Raw genomic sequence first — 18,975 nt, 5'->3', positions numbered from 1 at the left:
GGCAACGGCGGGAGCCTGGCCTTTGGTTTCGGCGACAGGCTTGTGGTTAAATACGGCGTCTTTGCCCCAGGGTTTTCCGGGGGCGCTCATCATAACAGGACGGCCGCGCGGCCGTCACAGGGACGCAAGCCGCCATGCAAGTGAAACACCTGCTGCTGATCGCCATCCTCGCCCTTACCGCCGCCTGCTCCTCCAAGCAGCCGGAGGTCGATGAAAACCTCAGCGAGGTGGAGCTGTACCAGCAGGCCCAGGCCGACCTGGACAACCGCAGCTACACCCAGGCCATCGCCAAACTGAAGGCGCTGGAGTCGCGCTATCCGTTCGGGCGCTATGCCGAGCAGGCGCAGCTGGAGCTGATCTACGCCTACTACAAGAATGCCGAGCCGGAGGCCGCCAAGTCGTCCGCCGAGCGCTTCATTCGTCTGCACCCGCAGCACACCAACGTCGACTACGCCTACTACCTCAAGGGCCTGGCCTCCTTCGACCAGGACCGTGGCCTGCTGGCGCGCTTCCTGCCGCTGGACATGACCAAGCGTGACCCGGGCGCCGCGCGCGACTCCTACAACGAGTTCGCTCAGCTCACCAGCCGTTACCCGACCAGCCGCTACGCCCCGGACGCCAAACAGCGCATGATCTACCTGCGCAACCTGCTGGCCGCCTATGAAGTGCACGTCGCCCACTACTACCTGACCCGCCAGGCCTACGTCGCCGCCGGCAACCGTGGCCGCTACGTGGTGGAAAACTTCCAGGAAACCCCGTCGGTCGGTGACGGTCTGGCAATCATGACCGAGGCTTATCAGCGCCTGTCCCTGGACGACCTGGCTGCCACCAGCCTGGAAACCCTCAAGCTCAACTACCCTGACCATCCGAGCCTGGAAAGCGGCGAGTTCGTGCCGCTCGAAGAGGAAGCCGACAACCGCTCCTGGCTGGCCAAGGCCACCCTGGGCCTGATCGAAACCGACACGCCGCTGCCGCCGGGCGAAACCCGCGCCAGCCAGGACGTGGTTCGTCAGTACGAGGAAGCCGAGCAGCAGATACCGCGCGAACTGCAGCAGGACGCCAAGACCGGCGAAACCGCCAAGAAGCGTTCGATCTGGAGCTACCTGACCTTCGGTCTGTTCGACTGATCGACACGTCAACGCAGAAGGGAGGCCACGGCCTCCCTTTTTTCTGCCCACGGATTTTATCCTGGCTACGGGCTCACCTCCGACTTGCAGCCCGTCCCCTCGGAATCAGCTCACAGCCTGCCACCGCCCCCCTGTGCCGATGGTCTCAGCTTGGCTAAACTGCCGGCTTTAACCGGATAAAAGAGCACACCATGGGCCTGTTCCGCCTGCTGTTCTGGGTTGCAGTGATCTTCGCCGCAATCTGGATCTGGCGTCGCTTCATCAGCAAAGCCAAAAGGACTCGACCCACCGAGGACACCGCAGCCCCCATGGTGCGCTGCGCGCACTGCGGCGTGCACATTCCCAAGACCCAGGCGCTGAGCCAGGATCAGCAGTGGTACTGCAGCCAGGCCCACCTCGAACAAGGCCCGCACACCGGTGACCGCTGATATCAGCGCACCCGGCAACACCCAGGGGCGACGCATCCTCAGGCTTTATCACTTCTATCGCCTGAGCATCGGCCTGGCGCTGATACTGATGATCTCCAGCAACCTCGACGAGCAGTTGCTGGACGTCGTGCATATCGAGCTGTTTCGCACCGGCAGCTGGGTTTACCTGATCCTCAACATCTTCATCGCCGTACTGGTGCAGAAACCCAAGCACCTGATGCAGCTGTTCAGCCTGGCGCTGGTCGACGTGATCTTTCTCTCGGCCCTGTTCTACGCCGCCGGCGGCACGCCCAGCGGCATAGGCAACCTGCTGGTGGTAGCGGTGGCCATCGCCAATATCCTCCTGCGCGGACGCGTTGGTCTGCTGATCGCCGCCGTCGCCGCCATGGCGCTGATCTACCTGACCTTCTACCTCAGCCTCAGCCGCCCGGCTGCCGCCGCCCAGTACGTGCAGGCTGGCGCCCTCGGCGCGCTGTGCTTCGCCGGGGCGCTGTTCATCCAGGGCATCACCCGCCGCCTGCAGGTCAGCGAGAACCTGGCCGAGCAACGCGCGGCCGACGTGGCCAACCTGGAAGAGCTCAACGCGCAGATCCTGCAGCGCATGCGCACCGGCATCCTGGTACTCGATACCCAGCATCGTGTGCTGCTGGCCAACCAGGGCGCGACCCAACTGCTGGGGCGCGGCGAACTGACCGGCAAGATCATCGACCCACACAGCCCGGAGCTGGTCAAACGCCTGCAACAGTGGCTGCACAACCCGACCCTGCGCCCGGACAGCCTGCAGGCCCAGGTCGATGGCCCGGTACTGCAGCCCAGCTTCATTTCCCTGCAACGCGGTGACCAACAGCACATCTTGGTGTTTCTCGACGACATCTCGCAGATCGCCCAGCAGGCGCAGCAACTCAAGCTGGCCTCGCTCGGCCGCCTGACCGCCGGTATCGCCCACGAAATTCGCAACCCGCTCGGCGCCATCAGCCACGCCGCGCAATTGCTGCAGGAGTCGGAGGATCTGCACGGCCCGGACCAGCGCCTGGCGCAGATCATTCAGGATCACTCCAAGCGCATGAACCTGGTGATCGAGAACGTCCTGCAACTGTCACGCAGGCGCCAAGCCGAACCGCAACTGCTCGACCTGAAGTACTGGCTACACCGCTTCGCCAGTGAGTTTCGCAGCTCGGCACCGGCTGACCGGCAGATCCACCTGGAGACCCAGGGCGGCAGCCTGCAGACACGCATGGACCCGCACCAGCTGACCCAGGTGCTGACCAATCTGGTCCAGAACGGCCTGCGCTATAGTGCCAAGCAGCACAAGATCGGCCAGGTCTGGCTGCGCCTTTTCCGCGACGAGAACAGCGACCTGCCGGTGCTGGAAATCCTTGACGACGGCCCCGGCGTGCCGCCCGAGCAGGAACAGCACATCTTCGAGCCTTTCTACACCACCGAGAACAAGGGCACCGGCCTGGGCCTGTATATTTCTCGCGAGCTGTGCCAAGGCAACCAGGCCCGCCTCGACTATAAACCTCGTGAAGGGGGCGGCAGTTGCTTCCGTATCACCTTCGCCCATCCGCGCAAACTGAGCTGAGCATGAACCGTCAGAGAGCCCTGATCGTCGACGACGAACCCGATATCCGCGAGCTGCTGGAAATCACCCTCGGACGCATGAAGCTGGACACCCGCAGTGCCCGCAACGTCAAGGAAGCGCGCGAGTGGCTGGCACGCGAGCCGTTCGACCTGTGCCTGACCGATATGCGCCTGCCCGATGGCACCGGCCTGGATCTGGTGCAACACATCCAGCAGCGCCACCCGCAGGTTCCCGTGGCGATGATCACCGCCTACGGCAGCCTGGACACCGCGATCAACTCGCTCAAGGCCGGCGCCTTCGACTTCCTCACCAAACCGGTGGACCTCGGTCGCCTGCGCGAACTGGTCGCCACCGCCCTGCGCATTCGCTCCCCCGAAGGCGAGGAAACCCCGGTCGACAGCCGCCTGCTCGGCGACTCGCCACCGATGAAGTCGCTGCGCAAACAGATCCAGAAACTCTCGCGCAGCCAGGCGCCGGTCTACATCAGCGGCGAATCGGGCAGCGGCAAGGAACTGGTCGCACGCCTGATCCATGAGCAGGGCCCGCGCGTCGAACAGCCGTTCGTACCGGTCAACTGCGGCGCGATTCCCTCGGAGCTGATGGAGAGCGAGTTCTTCGGTCACAAGAAAGGCAGTTTCACCGGCGCCATCGAAGACAAGCAGGGGCTGTTCCAGGCGGCCAATGGCGGCACCCTGTTCCTCGACGAGGTCGCCGACCTGCCGCTGCCGATGCAGGTCAAACTGCTGCGAGCGATTCAGGAAAAAGCCGTGCGCGCCGTCGGTGGCCAACAGGAAGTGGTGGTCGATGTGCGCATCCTCTGCGCCACTCACAAGGATCTGGCAGCCGAAGTTGCTGCTGGCCGTTTCCGCCAGGACCTCTACTACCGGCTCAACGTCATCGAACTGCGCGTGCCGCCGCTGCGTGAGCGTCGCGAAGATATCGCTCAATTGGCTGACGTGATGCTCGCGCGCCTGGCCGATGGCACTGGCCTGGCCGCCGCCAAGTTGCATCCCGATGCCTTGGAGAAGCTGAAGAACTATCGCTTCCCAGGCAACGTGCGCGAGCTGGAAAACATGCTCGAACGCGCCTACACCCTGTGTGAAGACGACCAGATCACACCCAGCGACCTGCGCCTGGCCGATGCCAGCGGCCCTGGCAACGAAGGCGGCGAAACCAGCCTGGCGCAGATCGACAACCTCGAGGATTACCTTGAGGACATCGAACGCAAGCTGATTATGCAGGCACTGGAAGAAACACGTTGGAACCGCACGGCGGCGGCCCAACGTCTGGGCCTGACCTTCCGCTCGATGCGCTATCGCCTGAAGAAGCTAGGTATCGACTGAGACAATACGCCGCTCACGCTTGTGTAGGAGCCAGCTTGCTGGCGATCAAGCTAGTCCGTTTCATGCCCCGCAATCCCTTGATGCGGGGATGACGAACCACTAGTGCAACCGCCCCGCTGGCGCATAAGGCGCCGGATCGATGATCGGCTCACGCCCCAGCATCAGGTCGGCCAGCAATTGGCAGGATGCCGGCGCCAGCACCAGCCCGTTGCGGAAATGCCCGCAGTTCAGCCATAAGCCGGGATGCGCAGGCAACTCCCCGATAAAGGGAATGCCCTCCGGCGAGCCGGGTCGCAGGCCAGCCCAATGCCCCACTACTTCTGCATCCTTGAGTGCAGGCAGCAACTCTTCGGCTGACGCTTTGAGGCTTGCCAGTGCATCATCGGTCGGCGTCTTGTCAAACCCAGCGTACTCCAAGGTGCTGCCAACCAGAATATGTCCGTCGCGCCTCGGGATCGCATAGCGCCCCTTGGCCAGCACCATGCTCGGCAGAAAATCCTCGGCGCACTTATAGAGAATCATCTGTCCTTTGACCGGCTCGACGGGTAATTCCAGACCAAGCGTCCGCAGCAACTCGCCACTCCAGGCGCCAGCTGCCAACACCACACGCTCGGCGCGAATCTCACCAGCCTCGGTGGTTACACCGCAAATCTGTCCGTCCTCCTGAATAAAACCAGTGACCGGGCAGTGCTCACGCAACTCCACGTTCGGCATCGCTGCCAAAGCCGCGCGCAGCGCCTTCACCAACCTGGGGTTACGCACATTAGCCACACCCGGCATATGAATGGCATGTGCAAACCCATTCCCCAGAACGGGCACGCGCTGATACGCCTCAGCCACATCCACCAAAAACAGCGGCCGACCTTCACGCTCAGCCCAGGCCAGCGCTTCGGCCTCGTCGTCCAGATCCAGCCAGTACAAACCGGTGACATGCACCTCGGGATCGATCCCAGTCTCATCCAGCAACCGCTGACCGAAGCCCGGATAGAAATCCTGCGACCAATGCGCCAGCGCCGTCACCGCTGCACTGTAGCGCCAGGGGTAGAGCGGCGACACGATACCGCCGCCAGCCCAGGAGGATTCGCTGCCGACCCCCTGACGATCCACGAGCAGTACCTCTTCACCCACCGATGCCAACAAGTTGGCAGACAATAGCCCCAAAGCACCGCCCCCGACCACTAACGCTCGCCCCACATCGCCCTCTCAATTTGCCAAGACAGTCAATCACTACTAAACCTTTACCTGTGCTAGGAACGCACGCAACAAAATGTAAAGGACTATACCCATGAAACGATCCTCACAGTCGGCCTTCAGCCTCTATGAACTTCTTGTCGCGCTGGCAGTGATCAGCATCGGCACCTCGCTAGCCATCCCCAGCCTCGCAGCCTTGCAACAAAAAAGCGAACGTGAGGCACTGCGCAATCACCTGCATGCATCACTCCATCATGCCCGGCTACAAGCCGTACTACACAAAACAAGCGTAGAACTTTGCGGGTCCCGCGACGGAGTGACCTGTGGCCGCGACTGGAGCCAGGGCTGGCGCATGCAGTTGATGCACACCCCGGATCAAGCCATGCAAATCCAGCAACATCGCAGCAAAACACCGCTACGCTGGGCGGGTTTCGACTCGCGCATACGCTTCCATGCCAACGGCACCAGCCCGTCCAGTAACGGCCGTTTCTTTCAGTGCAAAGGCAACGCAATGGCCTGGCAACTGATCCTCAATCGACAAGGACGAGTACGCCTGGCAAACCATCTGGAAAACCTCGAAGAGGCCCATCGCTGCCCGGGCTGAACACACCCTGTAACCAGTCATCCGCTCCAGTCAGCCAGCCGTCCTGCCATGGCAGACAGACAAGCGACGCTATCGCAGTATTCGCTCGGACGTCCATTAGGAGCAAAACATGTCACACCACCCTGACATGCGAGGATTCAGCCTGATAGAACTGATGATCGTGCTGGCATTGCTGGCTATCGCAGTAGGCATCGCCATACCCAACTTCGCCCGCTTGGTTGCCAACAACCAGATCGAAGCGCAGGCGCAGACACTCAACAGCCTGCTGCAATTCGCTCGCTCGCAAGCGGTGGTGCGTCGCACCTCGATACGGCTGCGTAACGATAACGCCAATAACTGGATTGTCGAGAACGCTTCAAATAACACCGCACTGCGGCAGGAAAGCTTCAACCCTCAGCATGCCAGCATCACCAGCAGCCTGGCGCCGGTAACGCTGACCTTTACTCCAAACGGCACAGCCGAAACCGCAGATTTCGTCATCTGTCGTGACGGTAACGCTGCCTTTGCTTATCGGATCGAAGTGCAGCCCAGCGGCAGCACAAGGCTTTTGCCACGCGGCAAGGACAATCAGGGCAACGATCTGGGAGACTGCCAACCATGACCCTGCGCCATACACAACGCGGTTTCAGCCTGATCGAAGTGCTGGTCACCCTAGTTCTTCTCACCGTTGGCATGCTGGGCCTGGTGGCCATGCAGGGCCGTGGCATCCAGTTCACCTCGGACTCCGTGGCGCGCAACAACGCCGTAATGCTGGCTACCGAGATCATGGAAAAGATCCGTGCCAATCCCGACGCCCGTGATGACTACATGATCAACTCACTCGAAGCAGAGGGTGTATGTGGCGATGCAGCTATTCCGGCCAACAATGTGGCCAGGCAACTGACATGTTGGAGCGAAAAAGTGCGCATGCTGATGCCCGGCACTGCCGGTGATGATGCTGATGCAGCCGTAGTGCGCAATGCCTTCTATATCTGTCGCTCCCAGGTACCTGGTGCCTGTGCGGCTGGCTCCACCGTCGAGGTTCAGGTTGCTTGGCGCTCCAATGGCGAGGCCTGCAGCAACGGCGCCGATCCCTTTGTCTGTACCTTGCGCCTGCGCGGAGAACTCTGACCATGCACAAGCAACATGGCCTTTCCATTATCGAAATGATGGTTGCCCTTCTGATCAGCAGCTTCCTGATCCTGGGTATCACTCAAGTTTACCTGGACAACCGCGAGAACACGCTGTTCCAGCAGAGCCAGGGACAGAATATCGAAAGCGCGCGTTTCTCCATCCTGCTGCTGGAAGAAACGCTGACCAAAACCGGCTACCGCCGTCGCCCTGATGAAACCATGGAGGCCGCCTTTCCTTCTGCGAATGTCGGCAACTGCGGTGCCATGGCTGCCGGCGAAGTTGTCACGCGCATTGACGCAACCAGCTTCTGTATCCGCTACCAGCCAGCCTTTCCGGGGGCACGTACCTGTAGCGGCGACCTGATTGCCAACATTCCAAATGATCCCTACGTCGACACTGATCCGGTCGTCGAAATCTTTCAGCTCACCGATGGTGAATTACGCTGCAACGGACAAGCCATCGCCACAGGCATAACAGCGCTGAACTTCGATTACGGCGTCAACTACAACGATGACAAGCGCATCAGCGAATACACCTCCGAACCGGCCGAGAACGCACGCGTAAGAGCCGTGCAATTCGCCATCATGGCCGCCAGCCCGACAGAAGTCGGCAAGAGTGCCGGCAGCCCGGTCTACGAATTCTGGTTCGGCAATGCCCCCAATGACAAACGCCTTTACACCATGCTCTCCAGCAGCACCAGCATGAGGAACCTGATGCCATGAACAACAACCGCCACTATCAAATGGGGCAGCGCCAGCAAGGTATAAGCTTGCTCATTGCATTGATCTTTCTGCTGGTCATCACGGTTCTGGCCATCGCCAATATGCGTGAGGTCAGCCTGGAGTCGCGTATCACTGGCAACATGATCGAGCAAAAGCAACTGCTCAACGTGGCGGAAGCCAGTGTGCGCGATGGTGAGCGCAGAACGGTTCAGCGTGGTCCCCAGGAACCGACCAGCACCTGTGAAGGCATTGCCGCCGGTACGCTTTGCCTGCTCGACAAAGAGCCCGCCTACGCCATAGACGCAACCAACAAGCAAGTCTATTCCCCGGACGACAACACTGAACTTTACGGCGACGCCACCTGGTACGCGCAGATCGCACCTGGCGGCGAACTTCAGGGCGAGTCGGAAAACCCTGAATACGGAAACATGCTGCTCGGCATTGGCGTATTCCGCTACGAGGTAAACGGCATGGCCAGTAATAACGGTTTGAATAGCGCGGTGCGCTCGACCATCGCCCTCAACTCCAAGGGCCGAGTCGAAAGCAACTGATGCAGTCTTGCACAATTCGAGAACCTTCCTCATGAAAAGCCTCAAACATTCCAATGCGCTGCTCAGTACGCTCGGTTTCTTTATCTATTTCTCTGGAACCTTTTCAGCAAGCGCAGCAGCACTAAACGTCAGCCAGAAACCCCTGATCCTGAGCGAGACCGTTGCACCTAACTTGATCCTGACCCTTGATGACTCGGGCAGCATGCGCTGGGCGTTCGTTCCGGACAACATCAACGGCGAGTTCGATAGTCGCCGCGGCAAGTCCGCCGATTTCAACCCCATGTACTACAGCCCCAATGTCACCTACAGGATACCGACTCGCTACGACATCAACGGCAACGTATCGTCGACACCCTACACCACCAGTTTTACTCAGGCCTACAACCATGGATTCGTTCAGAGCCGTGGGAACTTTAACTTGAGTAACAGCTACCGGGTCACCTGGAGCTACGACCCGCGCACCACGTTAGCGAACAACACAGCGTACGGCTACAGCAGCACGAACAACCGTTTTGCCCGAAACCCGGCGACCGATTTCTCTGCAAGCGTATTCCGAACCAGCAACGGCACCTCAACTGTCACGACCCCAGGCGGCATCACTTTCTCGATCAACCGCACGGGTTCGAATAGCTGTACGGCTACAGCGACGATGGCGGGTGTTTTTACCAACCTGGCAGCCAACTGCTCTCGCACAGCCAGCAATACCTATACGGGTTCATTAACAGAGGTCGCGGTACCGGCCTATTACTATATTCTGGATAGAACGTTGGCCGGCTGCGCCAACGCGGCCAGCAACAACGAAAACTGTCAGAAACTGGTTTTCGTCACCAGTACCTCGGGCAAAGTTCGCCCAGACGATGCCAGCTCGGGCGCCGATGAGCGGCAGAACTTCGCCATCTGGTATTCGTTCTACCGCAACCGCGCGCTGGCCACCCTTAGCGCGGCCCAGATAGCCTTCGCCGACCTCCCGCCGGAAGTGCGTCTGACCTGGCAGAGCCTGGGCAGCTGCACGAGCTTCACCGGTAATAATACAGGCAACTGCTACGATAACCGCTTGCGCGAATATAATAGCGCGCACAAGGGACAGCTGTTCGGCTGGCTGCAGGACCCTCCCTTCAGCCAGAGCACCTACCTGCGTCAAGCCATGCGCCGCGCCGGTGAATTTCTGAAAACCAACGTCGCCTGGCAGAAATATCCCAACGACAGCAGCCAGACCAACAATACTGGCAACACCTACGCTTGCCGCCCCAGCTATCACATCATGATGACGGACGGCATCTGGAACGACGGTTTCAGCAGCCCTAGCGATGATTTCCGCTCAGACGACTCCAGCTTCACATTGCCCAACGGCACCACTTACAACGGCAGCCGCGCGCCTTATGCCGACAGCACTGAAAAAACCGTTGCAGACCTAGCCATGCACTATTGGGCCACCGATCTGAACACCAACCTGAGCAATGACCTGCGTCCGTATCTGCCATTTCGCAACGATAACGATCTGACCGCACAGTTCTGGGATGCCCGCAATAACCCGGCAACCTGGCAACACATGGTCAACTTCACGATGGGTCTAGGGCTGACCAGCTCACTCAATCAGACCAACATCCCCTGGGATCCGACCCAGGGCACTTTCGGCGGCACCGGCTACAACAACCTGCGTAACGGCACGGAAAGCTGGCCCGCAGCAGGGACCGACAGCGTCAACAACGTCTACGACCTGTGGCACGCTGCGATCAACTCTCGAGGCGAGTTCTTCAGCGTTGATAGCCCTGATGCGATGGTTCAGGCATTCCGCGACATCCTCAACCGTATCGCCGACCGAACCTCGACGGCAGCGCGTCCAGCAGTTTCGGCCTCGTTCGTGTCCGACAATGACGGCAACGCCATCCAAAGCAATGTCTACGCCACCCAATTCAATAGCACCGACTGGAGTGGCCAGATTTTCAAGAGCCTGCTTAGTGTGGACGGCCAGGTCACTGAACTCTGGAATATTCAGACCGCCAACCAAGGTATTAATCCCAACAGTCGTCGCGTCGTGATGGCAGACGCCAGCAACAACACCACCGGTTTCAAGGACTTCAACTGGACCAATTTAGGAACGATGCAAGACCTACTCAACATCAACCCGGAAAGCCTCGTCGGAGCTCGAGACTCACGCGGTCAGGCCCGCGTTGACTATATCCGCGGCGAGCGCGGCAACGAGGGCGATAACAGCCCAGCGTTCCGTAAACGCAATAGCCGCACCGTAATGGGCGATATCATAAACTCGAGCCCGGTAGTGGTGGGTACCCCTGCTTACTTAGCCTATCTAGCCGATGCAATAGAGGATCCCACGGGCACCCGCGCCGGCTATCAGGGGTATGCAGCTTTCCGTGAAGCGAATCAGAAGAGTAATCGTAGGGAGATGGTCTATGTCGGCGGCAACGACGGCATGCTCCATGGCTTCAATGCCAGCACTGGTGTTGAGGAGTTCGCCTTCATTCCGACTGACGTGATCAAGAATCTCTACCGTCTCACCGGGCAGAACTACGTTGGTGCAGAGCATCGTTATTTCGTTGACGGAACGCCGATCGTGCGCGACGTCTATATGGGCGATGACACTGGCTGGCGTACCGTGCTAGTCGGCACGCTGCGCGCGGGTGGTCGGGCGCTCTTCGCGCTGGATATCACCGATCCGTCCCAGATCAAACTGCTCTGGGAGTTTGGTACCGCCGAGGATACCGACCTCGGCTACACTTTCGCCCAGCCTGAGATTGTTCGACTTCACACGGGCGAATGGGCAGTTCTACAAGGCAATGGCTATGACAGTGCCAACGATAGGGCGGCGCTGCTGATCATCGATATCAAGACAGGCGATCTGATCAGGAAAATCACTGTCCCCGACACCGTAGAGAACAACGTCACGTTGGCTAATGGCCTGTCGAGCGTGCGTGGCGCCGACAATAATGGGGACGGTCTGGTGGATTACGCCTACGCGGGTGATCTGCAGGGTAATCTGTGGCGCTTCGACTTGGTTAAGGCCTCCCCTAGCCCCGACACTCCGGTAGCGGTCGACCCATTCGCGCGAACCAACACCGAAGTCTCCAGCACGACCAATAACGACTTCAAACTGGCCTATGGCAACCGTCCATTGTTCGTCGCCAGGGACAAGGCCGGCAAGCGCCAGCCCATCACCATCCAGCCGTCAATAGTGCGTCACCCGACCGGCTATGGTTACTTGGTTCTGGTGGGCACCGGCAAGTATTTCGAAGCCAGCGATGCAAACGTCGACACCAGCCGAGCCATGACCCTCTACGGCATCTGGGATCGCAAGACCAAGCGGCAGAAAACCGATGTCAACACGGCACTTGCCGGTAGTCGCTTCACATCATCGACGGGAACTACGCTTGGCCGCCTGAAAGAGCAAAGCTTTATCGAGCAACAAGACAATGTCGTGATCGGCGACGACGTTCAGAGTGCCAACCGTGACATCAAACTACTGAGCGATGGTATTCCTCAGTGGTACCGGACACCCGCTCCCAACGAAACACTGAGCATCCCGAACGACGACAGTGCAGTCAATCAGTGGGGCTGGGCATTGGACATGGCAGTTACCAATACGTCTGGCACTGCGCGCCTGGAAGGCGAGATGATCATCAACAACATGACCGCCAGCGGCTCGATTCTGTTCCTCAGCAGCCTCACGCCAAATCAGGATCCCTGCCAAGCAGGTGCGGATACCTGGCTCTATGGTGTGGATGCCCATACGGGCGGTCGCACACGCTTCAACGTTTTGGATCTGAACGCGGACCGCATGGTCAACTCGACCGACGAGTACAATGCCAATGTCGTCTCCGGCATGCGCTTCCCTGCACTGGGTGGTTTCACCCTGGCGCCGGGTAACAAGGTGTTCGGCAGTGACGGAGCGTCAAACCCCTTCACCGTGGGCGATGACCCCAATAGCAGTGGTCGTCAGAGCTGGCATATCGTGCCCGAGGAGTTTCAATGATCCAGCATAAACAGAAAGGCTTCAGCCTGATCGAACTAATGCTCGCTGTGGCGATCATTGGCATCCTGGCGGCCATCGCCATCCCCAACTATCAGGACTACATCACCCGTAGCAAGAGGGCTGAGGGCATGGCACTGCTGCAGGAAATGGCAGCACGGCAGGAACGCTTCTATGCTCAGAACAACCGCTACGTGACCACACCTCAAGATCTGGACCTGCTGGTCTCCAATCAGGCAAGCGTCATCAATGCTGACGCTGCAGGAGCCAGGGTGCGATCGGAAAATGGTTATTACTTGGTAGGAGTATCCCGTACCAACAATGATGGCGGTTATACACTGACGGCCGAGCAGACCATCGGCGACGGCCTCTGTGGCAACCTGACCCTCACGGCCGTTGGCATCAAAGGCAAGACGTCCACCGGCTCTAATGCCAAGACGGTAGATCAGTGCTGGCGCTGAGCAGCCAAACACAAGAAAAAGGCGATCCTCAGATCGCCTTTTTCTTTTCCGTCAGAGCGCTTTCACCCTCAGCTCCTTCGGCATCGAAAACGTAATGTTCTCCGGCCGCCCATCCAGCTCAGTCTCCCCTAGCGCGCCCCAGGTGCGCAGTTGCTCGACCACGCCGCGTACCAATATTTCCGGCGCGGAAGCACCCGCAGTGATGCCGATCCCATTCACCCCATTGAACCACTCGGGCTTGAGATCCTCGGCCCCGTCGATCAGGTAAGCCGGAGTGCCCATGCGCTCGGCCAGCTCGCGTAGGCGGTTGGAGTTGGAGCTGTTGGGGCTGCCAACGACCAGCAGCACGTCGCACTCACTGGCCAGTTGCTTGACCGCATCCTGACGGTTTTGCGTGGCGTAGCAGATATCGTCCTTGCGTGGACCGCCGATGGCCGGGAACTTGGCGCGTAGGGCGTCGATCACCTTGCTGGTGTCGTCCATCGACAGGGTAGTCTGGGTGACGAACGCCAGATTTTCGGGGTTGCGCACCTGCAGTTCGGCGACGTCCGTCTCGTCTTCCACCAGGTAGATGGCGCCGCCGTTGCTGGCGTCGTACTGGCCCATGGTGCCTTCGACTTCCGGGTGGCCTTCGTGGCCAATCAGGATGCACTCACGGCCCTCGCGGCTGTAGCGCACCACTTCCATGTGCACCTTGGTCACCAGCGGGCAGGTAGCGTCGAACACCTTGAGGCCACGCCGGGCCGCCTCGTCGCGCACGGCCTTGGAAACGCCGTGGGCACTGAAGATGACGATGACGTCGTCCGGCACCTGATCCAGCTCTTCGACGAATACCGCGCCGCGGGCACGCAGATCCTCGACCACGAACTTGTTGTGCACCACTTCATGGCGCACGTAGATCGGCGGGCCGAACACTTCCAGGGCGCGGTTGACGATTTCGATGGCGCGATCGACGCCGGCGCAGAAGCCTCGGGGATTGGCGAGTTTGATATGCATGCTGGCTGTCTCGGTATTGATCGGGGATCGCACGACGCGATGGGTCGATCCCGGAAGATACAGCCTGCGCGGGATAAGCGCAGGCTGCAACAAGAGCTTCGCGGCTGAAGCCGCTCCTACAAGAGCGGCAGCACGGGCTAGAGCGCCTTGACCTCGATGATCTCCACATCGAAGGCCAGCACCTTGCCGGCCAACGGATGATTGAAGTCGATGGTGACCTGCTTGTCGTCAAACGCCTTGACCACGCCCGGCAGCTCGGCATTGGCGGCGTCGTTGAAGATCACCAGCAGGCCTTCGGAAAGCTCCATGCCCTCGAACTGGCTGCGCGGCATGATCTGCACGTTCTGTGGGTTGGGCTGGCCGAAGCCCTGCTCCGGCTGCACCTGCACGCTGCGCTTGTCGCCAGCCTTGAAGCCATACAGGGCCTGTTCGAAGCCAGGCAGCAGGTTGCCGTCGCCGACCTTGAAGGTGGCCGGCTGCTTGTCAAAGGTGCTGTCGACCACATCGCCGTTTTCCAGTTTGAGGGCGAAATGCAGGGTCACTTCCCTGTCCGGACCGATGCGTACGTCTGTCATTGCGCAGCCTCCTTCGCGGACTTGTCGCTCTTGAACATATCCAGCGCCAGCAGGATGGCGCCGATGGTGATGAAGGTGTCGGCCAGGTTGAACGCCGGGAAGAACCAGCGGCTCTGCCAGTGCACCAGAATGAAGTCGACCACGTGACCAAGCACCACGCGGTCATACAGGTTACCCAGCGCACCACCCAGGACCATGGCCAGCGCCACGGCCAGCAGAGTCTCGTGGCGCTTGAGGCGCTTGAGCCAGATAACCAGCACGACGCTGACGACGATGGCGATGGCGGCGAAGAACCAGCGCTGCCAGCCGGCGGCATCGGCCAGGAAGCTGAATGCGGCGCCGGTGTTGTAGGCCAGGGTCCAGTCGAAGTAGCCCGGAATGACCTCAATGCGCTGGTACATGCTCAGCGTGCCCTCGAAGATGTCCTTGGTCACCCGGTCGGCGACCAGGATCAGCACGCTCAGCAGCAGCCAGGGCAGATGCCCGAAACGCGAAGACTCAGGCATGCTTGCGCACCTCACCCTCGCCTTCGATGTTGCTCACGCAACGGCCGCACAGCTCCGGATGCGCGGCATGGCTGCCGACGTCGGCGCGGAAGTGCCAGCAACGGCCGCACTTGGCGTGGGCGGACTTGAGGATCTTCAGCTTCAGGCCTTCGACCTCGGTCACCACCGCATCGGCCGGCGCATCGGCCAGCGGTGCGGTCTGCGCCGCCGAGGTGATCAGGGCGAAACGCAGCTCGTCGCCGAGCTTGGCCAGGTCGGCCTGCTTGGCGTCGTCGCAGAACAGGGTGACCTCGGCCTGCAGGCTGGCACCGATGGCCTTGGCCGTGCGCAGGTTCTCCAGCTCCTTGTTGACCGCTGCCTTGACCTCCATGACACGGTCCCAATAGGCACGATCCAGTTCGAAGCCTTCCGGCAGGCGCTGCAGACCGACGTACCAGGTGTTGAGCATCACCGACTCGTTGCGCTCGCCCGGCAGGAACTGCCAGATTTCCTCGGCGGTAAAGGCCAGGATCGGCGCGATCCAGCGCACCAGCGCCTCGCTGATGTGGAACAGCGCGCTCTGGCAGGAGCGGCGCGCCACGCTGTCGGCAGCGGTGGTGTACTGGCGGTCCTTGATGATGTCCAGGTAGAACCCGCCCAGCTCCTGCACGCAGAAGTTGTGCACCTTGGAGTAGACGTTCCAGAAGCGGTAGTCGGCGTAGGCCTCGATGATCTCTTCCTGCAAACGCAGGGCGGCGTCGACGGCCCAGCGGTCAAGGTCGAGCATCTGCTCAGGCTGCAGCAGGTCCTTGGCCGGATCGAAACCGTTGAGGTTGGCCAGCATGAAGCGCGCGGTGTTGCGGATGCGGCGGTAGGCATCGGCGCTGCGCTGCAGAATCACCTTGGAAACGGCCATCTCACCGGAATAGTCGGTGGAAGCGACCCACAGGCGCATGATGTCGGCGCCCAGGCTGTCGTTGACCTCCTGCGGCGCGACCACGTTACCCAGCGACTTGGACATCTTGCGGCCGTTCTCGTCGACCACGAAGCCATGGGTCAGCAGCGCCTTGTACGGCGCGTGACCGTCGATGGCACTGCCGGTCAGCAGGGACGAATGGAACCAGCCGCGGTGCTGGTCCGAGCCTTCTAGGTACAGGTCGGCGCGCGGACCGGTGGTGTGGCCGAGGCCGTGCGAGCCACGCAGCACATGCCAGTGGGTGGTACCGGAGTCGAACCAGACGTCGAGAGTGTCGTTGATCTTGTCGTAGTCAGCCGCTTCAGCGCCAAGTAGCTCGGCAGCGTCAAGCTTGAACCAGGCTTCGATACCTTCCTGCTCGACACGCTTGGCGACCTCTTCCATCAGCTCGACAGTGCGCGGGTGCAGCTCGCCGGTGGCCTTGTGCAGGAAGAACGGGATCGGCACGCCCCAGTTGCGCTGACGCGAGATGCACCAGTCGGGACGGCCGGCGATCATGCTATGCAGGCGCGCCTGGCCCCAGGCCGGGACGAACTGGGTCTGCTCGATGGCGGCCAGCGCGCGATCACGCAGGGTACCGCCCTGCTTGGGCTGAGTGTCCATGCCGACGAACCATTGCGCAGTGGCGCGGTAGATCAGCGGCGTCTTGTGGCGCCAGCAATGCATGTAGCTGTGCTGGATCGGCTGGTGCTTGAGCAGCGCACCGACTTCGGCCAGCTTCTCGACGATGGCCGGGTTGGCCTTCCAGATGAACTGGCCGCCGAAGAACGGCAGATCCGGGGTGTAGACGCCATTGCTCTGCACCGGGCTGAGGATGTCGTCGTTGCTCACGCCGTAGGCTTTGCAGGTACGGAAGTCGTCCTCGCCATAGGCCGGCGACGAGTGGACGATGCCGGTACCGGCGCCCAGCTCGACGTACTCGGCCAGGTACACCGGCGAGAAACGCTCGTAGAACGGATGGCGGAAACGGATCAGCTCCAGCGCCGCGCCCGGCGCGGTGGCGATCACCTGACCTTGCAGGTCGTAGCGCTGCAGGCAGGACTCGACCAATTCCTCGGCCAGCAGCAGGATGCGCTCGCCGGTGTCGACGAGGGCGTAGGTAAATTCCGGGTGTACGTTGAGCGCCTGGTTGGCCGGGATGGTCCAGGGCGTGGTGGTCCAGATGACGATGGCGGTCGGCTTGCTCAGCTCGCTCAGACCGAAAGCGGCGGCCAGCTTGTCTGCGTCCTCGATGGGGAAGGCGACGTCGATGGCATCGGACTTCTTGTCCTGATACTCCACCTCGGCCTCGGCCAGCGCCGAGCCGCAGTCGAAGCACCAGTTCACCGGCTTCAGGCCCTTGAACACGAAGCCCTGCTTGACCATCTCGGCCAGGGCGCGGATCTCGCCGGCCTCGTTGGCAAAATCCATGGTCTTGTAGGGGTTGTCCCAGTCGCCCAACACACCTAAGCGGATGAAGTCGGCCTTCTGCCCTTCGATCTGCTCGGTGGCGTAGGTGCGGCAGCGCTCGCGAGTCAGGTCCGCCGGCTGGTTCTTGCCGAAGGTGGTTTCGACCTTGTGCTCGATCGGCAGGCCGTGGCAGTCCCAGCCCGGCACGTAGGGCGCGTCGAAGCCGGCCAGGGTCTTGGAGCGGGTGATGATGTCCTTGAGGATCTTGTTCACCGCATGACCGATATGGATGCTGCCGTTGGCATAGGGTGGGCCGTCGTGCAGGACGAACTTCGGCCGATCTTCGCCAATCTTGCGCAGCTTGCTATACAGGCCAATCTCGTTCCAGCGCTGCAGGGTCTGCGGCTCGCGCTGCGGCAGGCCGGCCTTCATCGGGAACTGGGTATCGGGCAGGTTCAGCGTAGCTTTGTAGTCGGTCATTTCGGGCTCTTCATCAGCGGGTGGCTCTGCCAATATTCACGGGCAGCGGCGATATCAGCGGCAATCGCCGCCTTCAAGGCCTCGAGCGAGGCGAAACGCTGCTCATCACGCAGCTTGTGGTGGAAAGCCACCGAGAGGCGCCGGCCATACAGATCGCCGGCAAAATCCAGAAGGTGCACTTCCAGATGGGCGCGGCCGTCACCGGCAACGCTGGGGCGCACGCCGATATTGGCGACGCCCGGTTGAATCACGCCATCGATTTCGCAGCTCACCAGGTAGACCCCGGTCAGCGGCACCTTGCGCCGCTTGAGCTGGATGTTGGCAGTGGGTGCATCGAGCTGGCGGCCGAGCTTCTGCCCGTGCAACACCCGCCCGGCGATGCGAAACGGCCGACCGAGCAAGGCTTCGGCCAGCTCGAAATCGCCATCGGCCAGCGCCTGGCGCACGCGCGTGCTGCTGACCCGACCGCCGAGCACTTCGACTGTGGTCGAGGCATCGACGCTGAAGCCATGGCGCAAGCCTGCGGCCTTGAGGAATTCGAAATCCCCGGCACGGTCGCAGCCGAAGCGGAAATCGTCGCCGATCTCCAGATCCTTCACGCCCAGACCGTCGACCAGCACACGCTGGACGAACTCGGCGGCCGACAACTCGCGCAGGCGGCGGTTGAAGGCCAGGCACAGCACCATATCGACGCCTTCGGCGGCCAGCAGGGCGAGCTTGTCACGCAGACGGGTCAGGCGCGCCGGCGCGGTGTCCGGGCCGAAGAACTCACGCGGCTGCGGCTCGAAGATCACCACGCAGCTGGGCACGGCCAATTCCGCGGCACGCTCGCGCAAGCGCGCCAGGATGGCCTGGTGCCCACGATGAACGCCGTCGAAATTACCGATGGTGACCACACAGCCCCGCGCCTGGGGCTGCAGGTTATGAAGACCTCGAACCAGCTGCATAGCACGCTTCTTGTTCACAA

The 18,975-nt window shown here is 61.1% G+C and carries 17 protein-coding genes; 11 read left to right on the top strand and 6 right to left on the bottom strand.

Features of this window, described 5'->3' with window-relative positions; all coding sequences use genetic code 11:
• The first annotated feature begins 134 nt into the window (after positions 1–134).
• From JWV26_RS15840 to JWV26_RS15825, 4 genes are all read left to right on the top strand, one after another.
• Complete coding sequence (locus JWV26_RS15840) at positions 135–1,127, top strand: outer membrane protein assembly factor BamD (RefSeq protein WP_206417296.1); 993 nt, start codon at positions 135–137, stop codon at positions 1,125–1,127.
• Between the two features lie 191 nt (positions 1,128–1,318).
• Positions 1,319–1,555, top strand: coding sequence for a PP0621 family protein (locus JWV26_RS15835; protein ID WP_206417295.1), 237 nt, complete (start codon positions 1,319–1,321; stop codon positions 1,553–1,555).
• The gene (locus JWV26_RS15830; protein ID WP_206417294.1) at positions 1,545–3,137 is read left to right on the top strand and encodes a sensor histidine kinase; all 1,593 of its coding nucleotides are present in this window, start codon (positions 1,545–1,547) and stop codon (positions 3,135–3,137) included. The genes JWV26_RS15835 and JWV26_RS15830 overlap by 11 nt, the downstream gene beginning before the upstream one ends.
• A gap of 2 nt (positions 3,138–3,139) precedes the next feature.
• Positions 3,140–4,480, top strand: a complete 1,341-nt coding sequence (locus JWV26_RS15825; protein ID WP_021488143.1) for a sigma-54-dependent transcriptional regulator — start codon at positions 3,140–3,142, stop codon at positions 4,478–4,480.
• 99 nt (positions 4,481–4,579) lie between these two features.
• Here JWV26_RS15825 and thiO read toward each other — a convergent pair whose 3' ends face one another.
• Complete coding sequence (thiO, locus tag JWV26_RS15820; protein ID WP_206417293.1) at positions 4,580–5,674, bottom strand: glycine oxidase ThiO; 1,095 nt, start codon at positions 5,672–5,674, stop codon at positions 4,580–4,582.
• Positions 5,675–5,765: 91 nt separating this feature from the next.
• Here thiO and JWV26_RS15815 point away from each other — a divergent pair, with 91 nt between their 5' ends.
• The 7 genes from JWV26_RS15815 to JWV26_RS15785 all read left to right on the top strand — a co-directional run bounded on the left by JWV26_RS15815 (position 5,766) and on the right by JWV26_RS15785 (position 13,107).
• Positions 5,766–6,275, top strand: coding sequence for a GspH/FimT family pseudopilin (locus tag JWV26_RS15815; RefSeq protein WP_206417292.1), 510 nt, complete (start codon positions 5,766–5,768; stop codon positions 6,273–6,275).
• Positions 6,276–6,384: 109 nt separating this feature from the next.
• Positions 6,385–6,876 carry a GspH/FimT family pseudopilin gene (locus JWV26_RS15810; RefSeq protein ID WP_206417291.1) on the top strand — a complete coding sequence of 164 codons (492 nt, stop codon included), beginning with the start codon at positions 6,385–6,387 and terminating at the stop codon, positions 6,874–6,876.
• The gene (gene pilV / locus JWV26_RS15805) at positions 6,873–7,385 is read left to right on the top strand and encodes a type IV pilus modification protein PilV (RefSeq protein ID WP_206417290.1); all 513 of its coding nucleotides are present in this window, start codon (positions 6,873–6,875) and stop codon (positions 7,383–7,385) included. Before JWV26_RS15810 ends, pilV begins: the two co-directional genes overlap by 4 nt.
• Before the next feature lie 2 nt (positions 7,386–7,387).
• The gene (locus tag JWV26_RS15800; RefSeq protein WP_206417289.1) at positions 7,388–8,110 is read left to right on the top strand and encodes a PilW family protein; all 723 of its coding nucleotides are present in this window, start codon (positions 7,388–7,390) and stop codon (positions 8,108–8,110) included.
• Positions 8,107–8,661, top strand: a complete 555-nt coding sequence (locus tag JWV26_RS15795) for a pilus assembly PilX family protein (RefSeq protein ID WP_206417288.1) — start codon at positions 8,107–8,109, stop codon at positions 8,659–8,661. The genes JWV26_RS15800 and JWV26_RS15795 overlap by 4 nt, the downstream gene beginning before the upstream one ends.
• Positions 8,662–9,310: 649 nt before the next feature.
• Entirely contained in the window at positions 9,311–12,649 is a 3,339-nt protein-coding gene (locus JWV26_RS15790) for a pilus assembly protein (RefSeq protein ID WP_206419226.1), read from the top strand.
• Positions 12,646–13,107: a type IV pilin protein gene (locus tag JWV26_RS15785; RefSeq protein WP_206417287.1), complete on the top strand. Its 462-nt coding sequence runs from the start codon at positions 12,646–12,648 to the stop codon at positions 13,105–13,107. The genes JWV26_RS15790 and JWV26_RS15785 overlap by 4 nt, the downstream gene beginning before the upstream one ends.
• A 51-nt stretch (positions 13,108–13,158) precedes the next feature.
• Here JWV26_RS15785 and ispH read toward each other — a convergent pair whose 3' ends face one another.
• From ispH to ribF, 5 genes are all read right to left on the bottom strand, one after another.
• The gene (gene ispH, locus JWV26_RS15780) at positions 13,159–14,103 is read right to left on the bottom strand and encodes a 4-hydroxy-3-methylbut-2-enyl diphosphate reductase (protein WP_206417286.1); all 945 of its coding nucleotides are present in this window, start codon (positions 14,101–14,103) and stop codon (positions 13,159–13,161) included.
• A gap of 137 nt (positions 14,104–14,240) precedes the next feature.
• Positions 14,241–14,678, bottom strand: coding sequence for an FKBP-type peptidyl-prolyl cis-trans isomerase (locus JWV26_RS15775; RefSeq protein WP_093048814.1), 438 nt, complete (start codon positions 14,676–14,678; stop codon positions 14,241–14,243).
• On the bottom strand, positions 14,675–15,184 hold the full coding sequence (gene lspA, locus JWV26_RS15770; RefSeq protein WP_059390538.1) for a signal peptidase II: 510 nt from the start codon (positions 15,182–15,184) through the stop codon (positions 14,675–14,677). Before lspA ends, JWV26_RS15775 begins: the two co-directional genes overlap by 4 nt.
• Positions 15,177–18,008, bottom strand: a complete 2,832-nt coding sequence (gene ileS / locus JWV26_RS15765) for an isoleucine--tRNA ligase (protein ID WP_206417285.1) — start codon at positions 18,006–18,008, stop codon at positions 15,177–15,179. Before ileS ends, lspA begins: the two co-directional genes overlap by 8 nt.
• Positions 18,005–18,955 (bottom strand): bifunctional riboflavin kinase/FAD synthetase, encoded by a 951-nt coding sequence (ribF, locus tag JWV26_RS15760; protein ID WP_075745674.1) that lies wholly within the window; start codon positions 18,953–18,955, stop codon positions 18,005–18,007. Before ribF ends, ileS begins: the two co-directional genes overlap by 4 nt.
• Positions 18,956–18,975: the final 20 nt, after the last annotated feature.

The organism is Ectopseudomonas toyotomiensis (assembly GCF_017167985.1).
GTDB classification, from domain to species: domain Bacteria; phylum Pseudomonadota; class Gammaproteobacteria; order Pseudomonadales; family Pseudomonadaceae; genus Aquipseudomonas; species Aquipseudomonas toyotomiensis.
This window is presented reverse-complemented; position numbering and strand designations above follow the sequence as displayed.

Bases quoted from the DNA above. Each gene is read 5' to 3' on its own strand.
- JWV26_RS15795 (WP_206417288.1), top strand. From the start codon at position 8,107: ATGAACAACAACCGCCACTATCAAATGGGGCAGCGCCAGCAAGGTATA.
- JWV26_RS15810 (WP_206417291.1), top strand. From the start codon at position 6,385: ATGTCACACCACCCTGACATGCGAGGATTCAGCCTGATAGAACTGATG.
- JWV26_RS15800 (WP_206417289.1), top strand. From the start codon at position 7,388: ATGCACAAGCAACATGGCCTTTCCATTATCGAAATGATGGTTGCCCTT.
- JWV26_RS15835 (WP_206417295.1), top strand. From the start codon at position 1,319: ATGGGCCTGTTCCGCCTGCTGTTCTGGGTTGCAGTGATCTTCGCCGCA.
- ispH (WP_206417286.1), bottom strand. From the start codon at position 14,103: ATGCATATCAAACTCGCCAATCCCCGAGGCTTCTGCGCCGGCGTCGAT.
- JWV26_RS15815 (WP_206417292.1), top strand. From the start codon at position 5,766: ATGAAACGATCCTCACAGTCGGCCTTCAGCCTCTATGAACTTCTTGTC.
- JWV26_RS15785 (WP_206417287.1), top strand. From the start codon at position 12,646: ATGATCCAGCATAAACAGAAAGGCTTCAGCCTGATCGAACTAATGCTC.
- lspA (WP_059390538.1), bottom strand. From the start codon at position 15,184: ATGCCTGAGTCTTCGCGTTTCGGGCATCTGCCCTGGCTGCTGCTGAGC.
- ribF (WP_075745674.1), bottom strand. From the start codon at position 18,955: ATGCAGCTGGTTCGAGGTCTTCATAACCTGCAGCCCCAGGCGCGGGGC.
- JWV26_RS15790 (WP_206419226.1), top strand. From the start codon at position 9,311: ATGGCGGGTGTTTTTACCAACCTGGCAGCCAACTGCTCTCGCACAGCC.
- JWV26_RS15840 (WP_206417296.1), top strand. From the start codon at position 135: ATGCAAGTGAAACACCTGCTGCTGATCGCCATCCTCGCCCTTACCGCC.
- JWV26_RS15775 (WP_093048814.1), bottom strand. From the start codon at position 14,678: ATGACAGACGTACGCATCGGTCCGGACAGGGAAGTGACCCTGCATTTC.
- ileS (WP_206417285.1), bottom strand. From the start codon at position 18,008: ATGACCGACTACAAAGCTACGCTGAACCTGCCCGATACCCAGTTCCCG.
- JWV26_RS15825 (WP_021488143.1), top strand. From the start codon at position 3,140: ATGAACCGTCAGAGAGCCCTGATCGTCGACGACGAACCCGATATCCGC.
- pilV (WP_206417290.1), top strand. From the start codon at position 6,873: ATGACCCTGCGCCATACACAACGCGGTTTCAGCCTGATCGAAGTGCTG.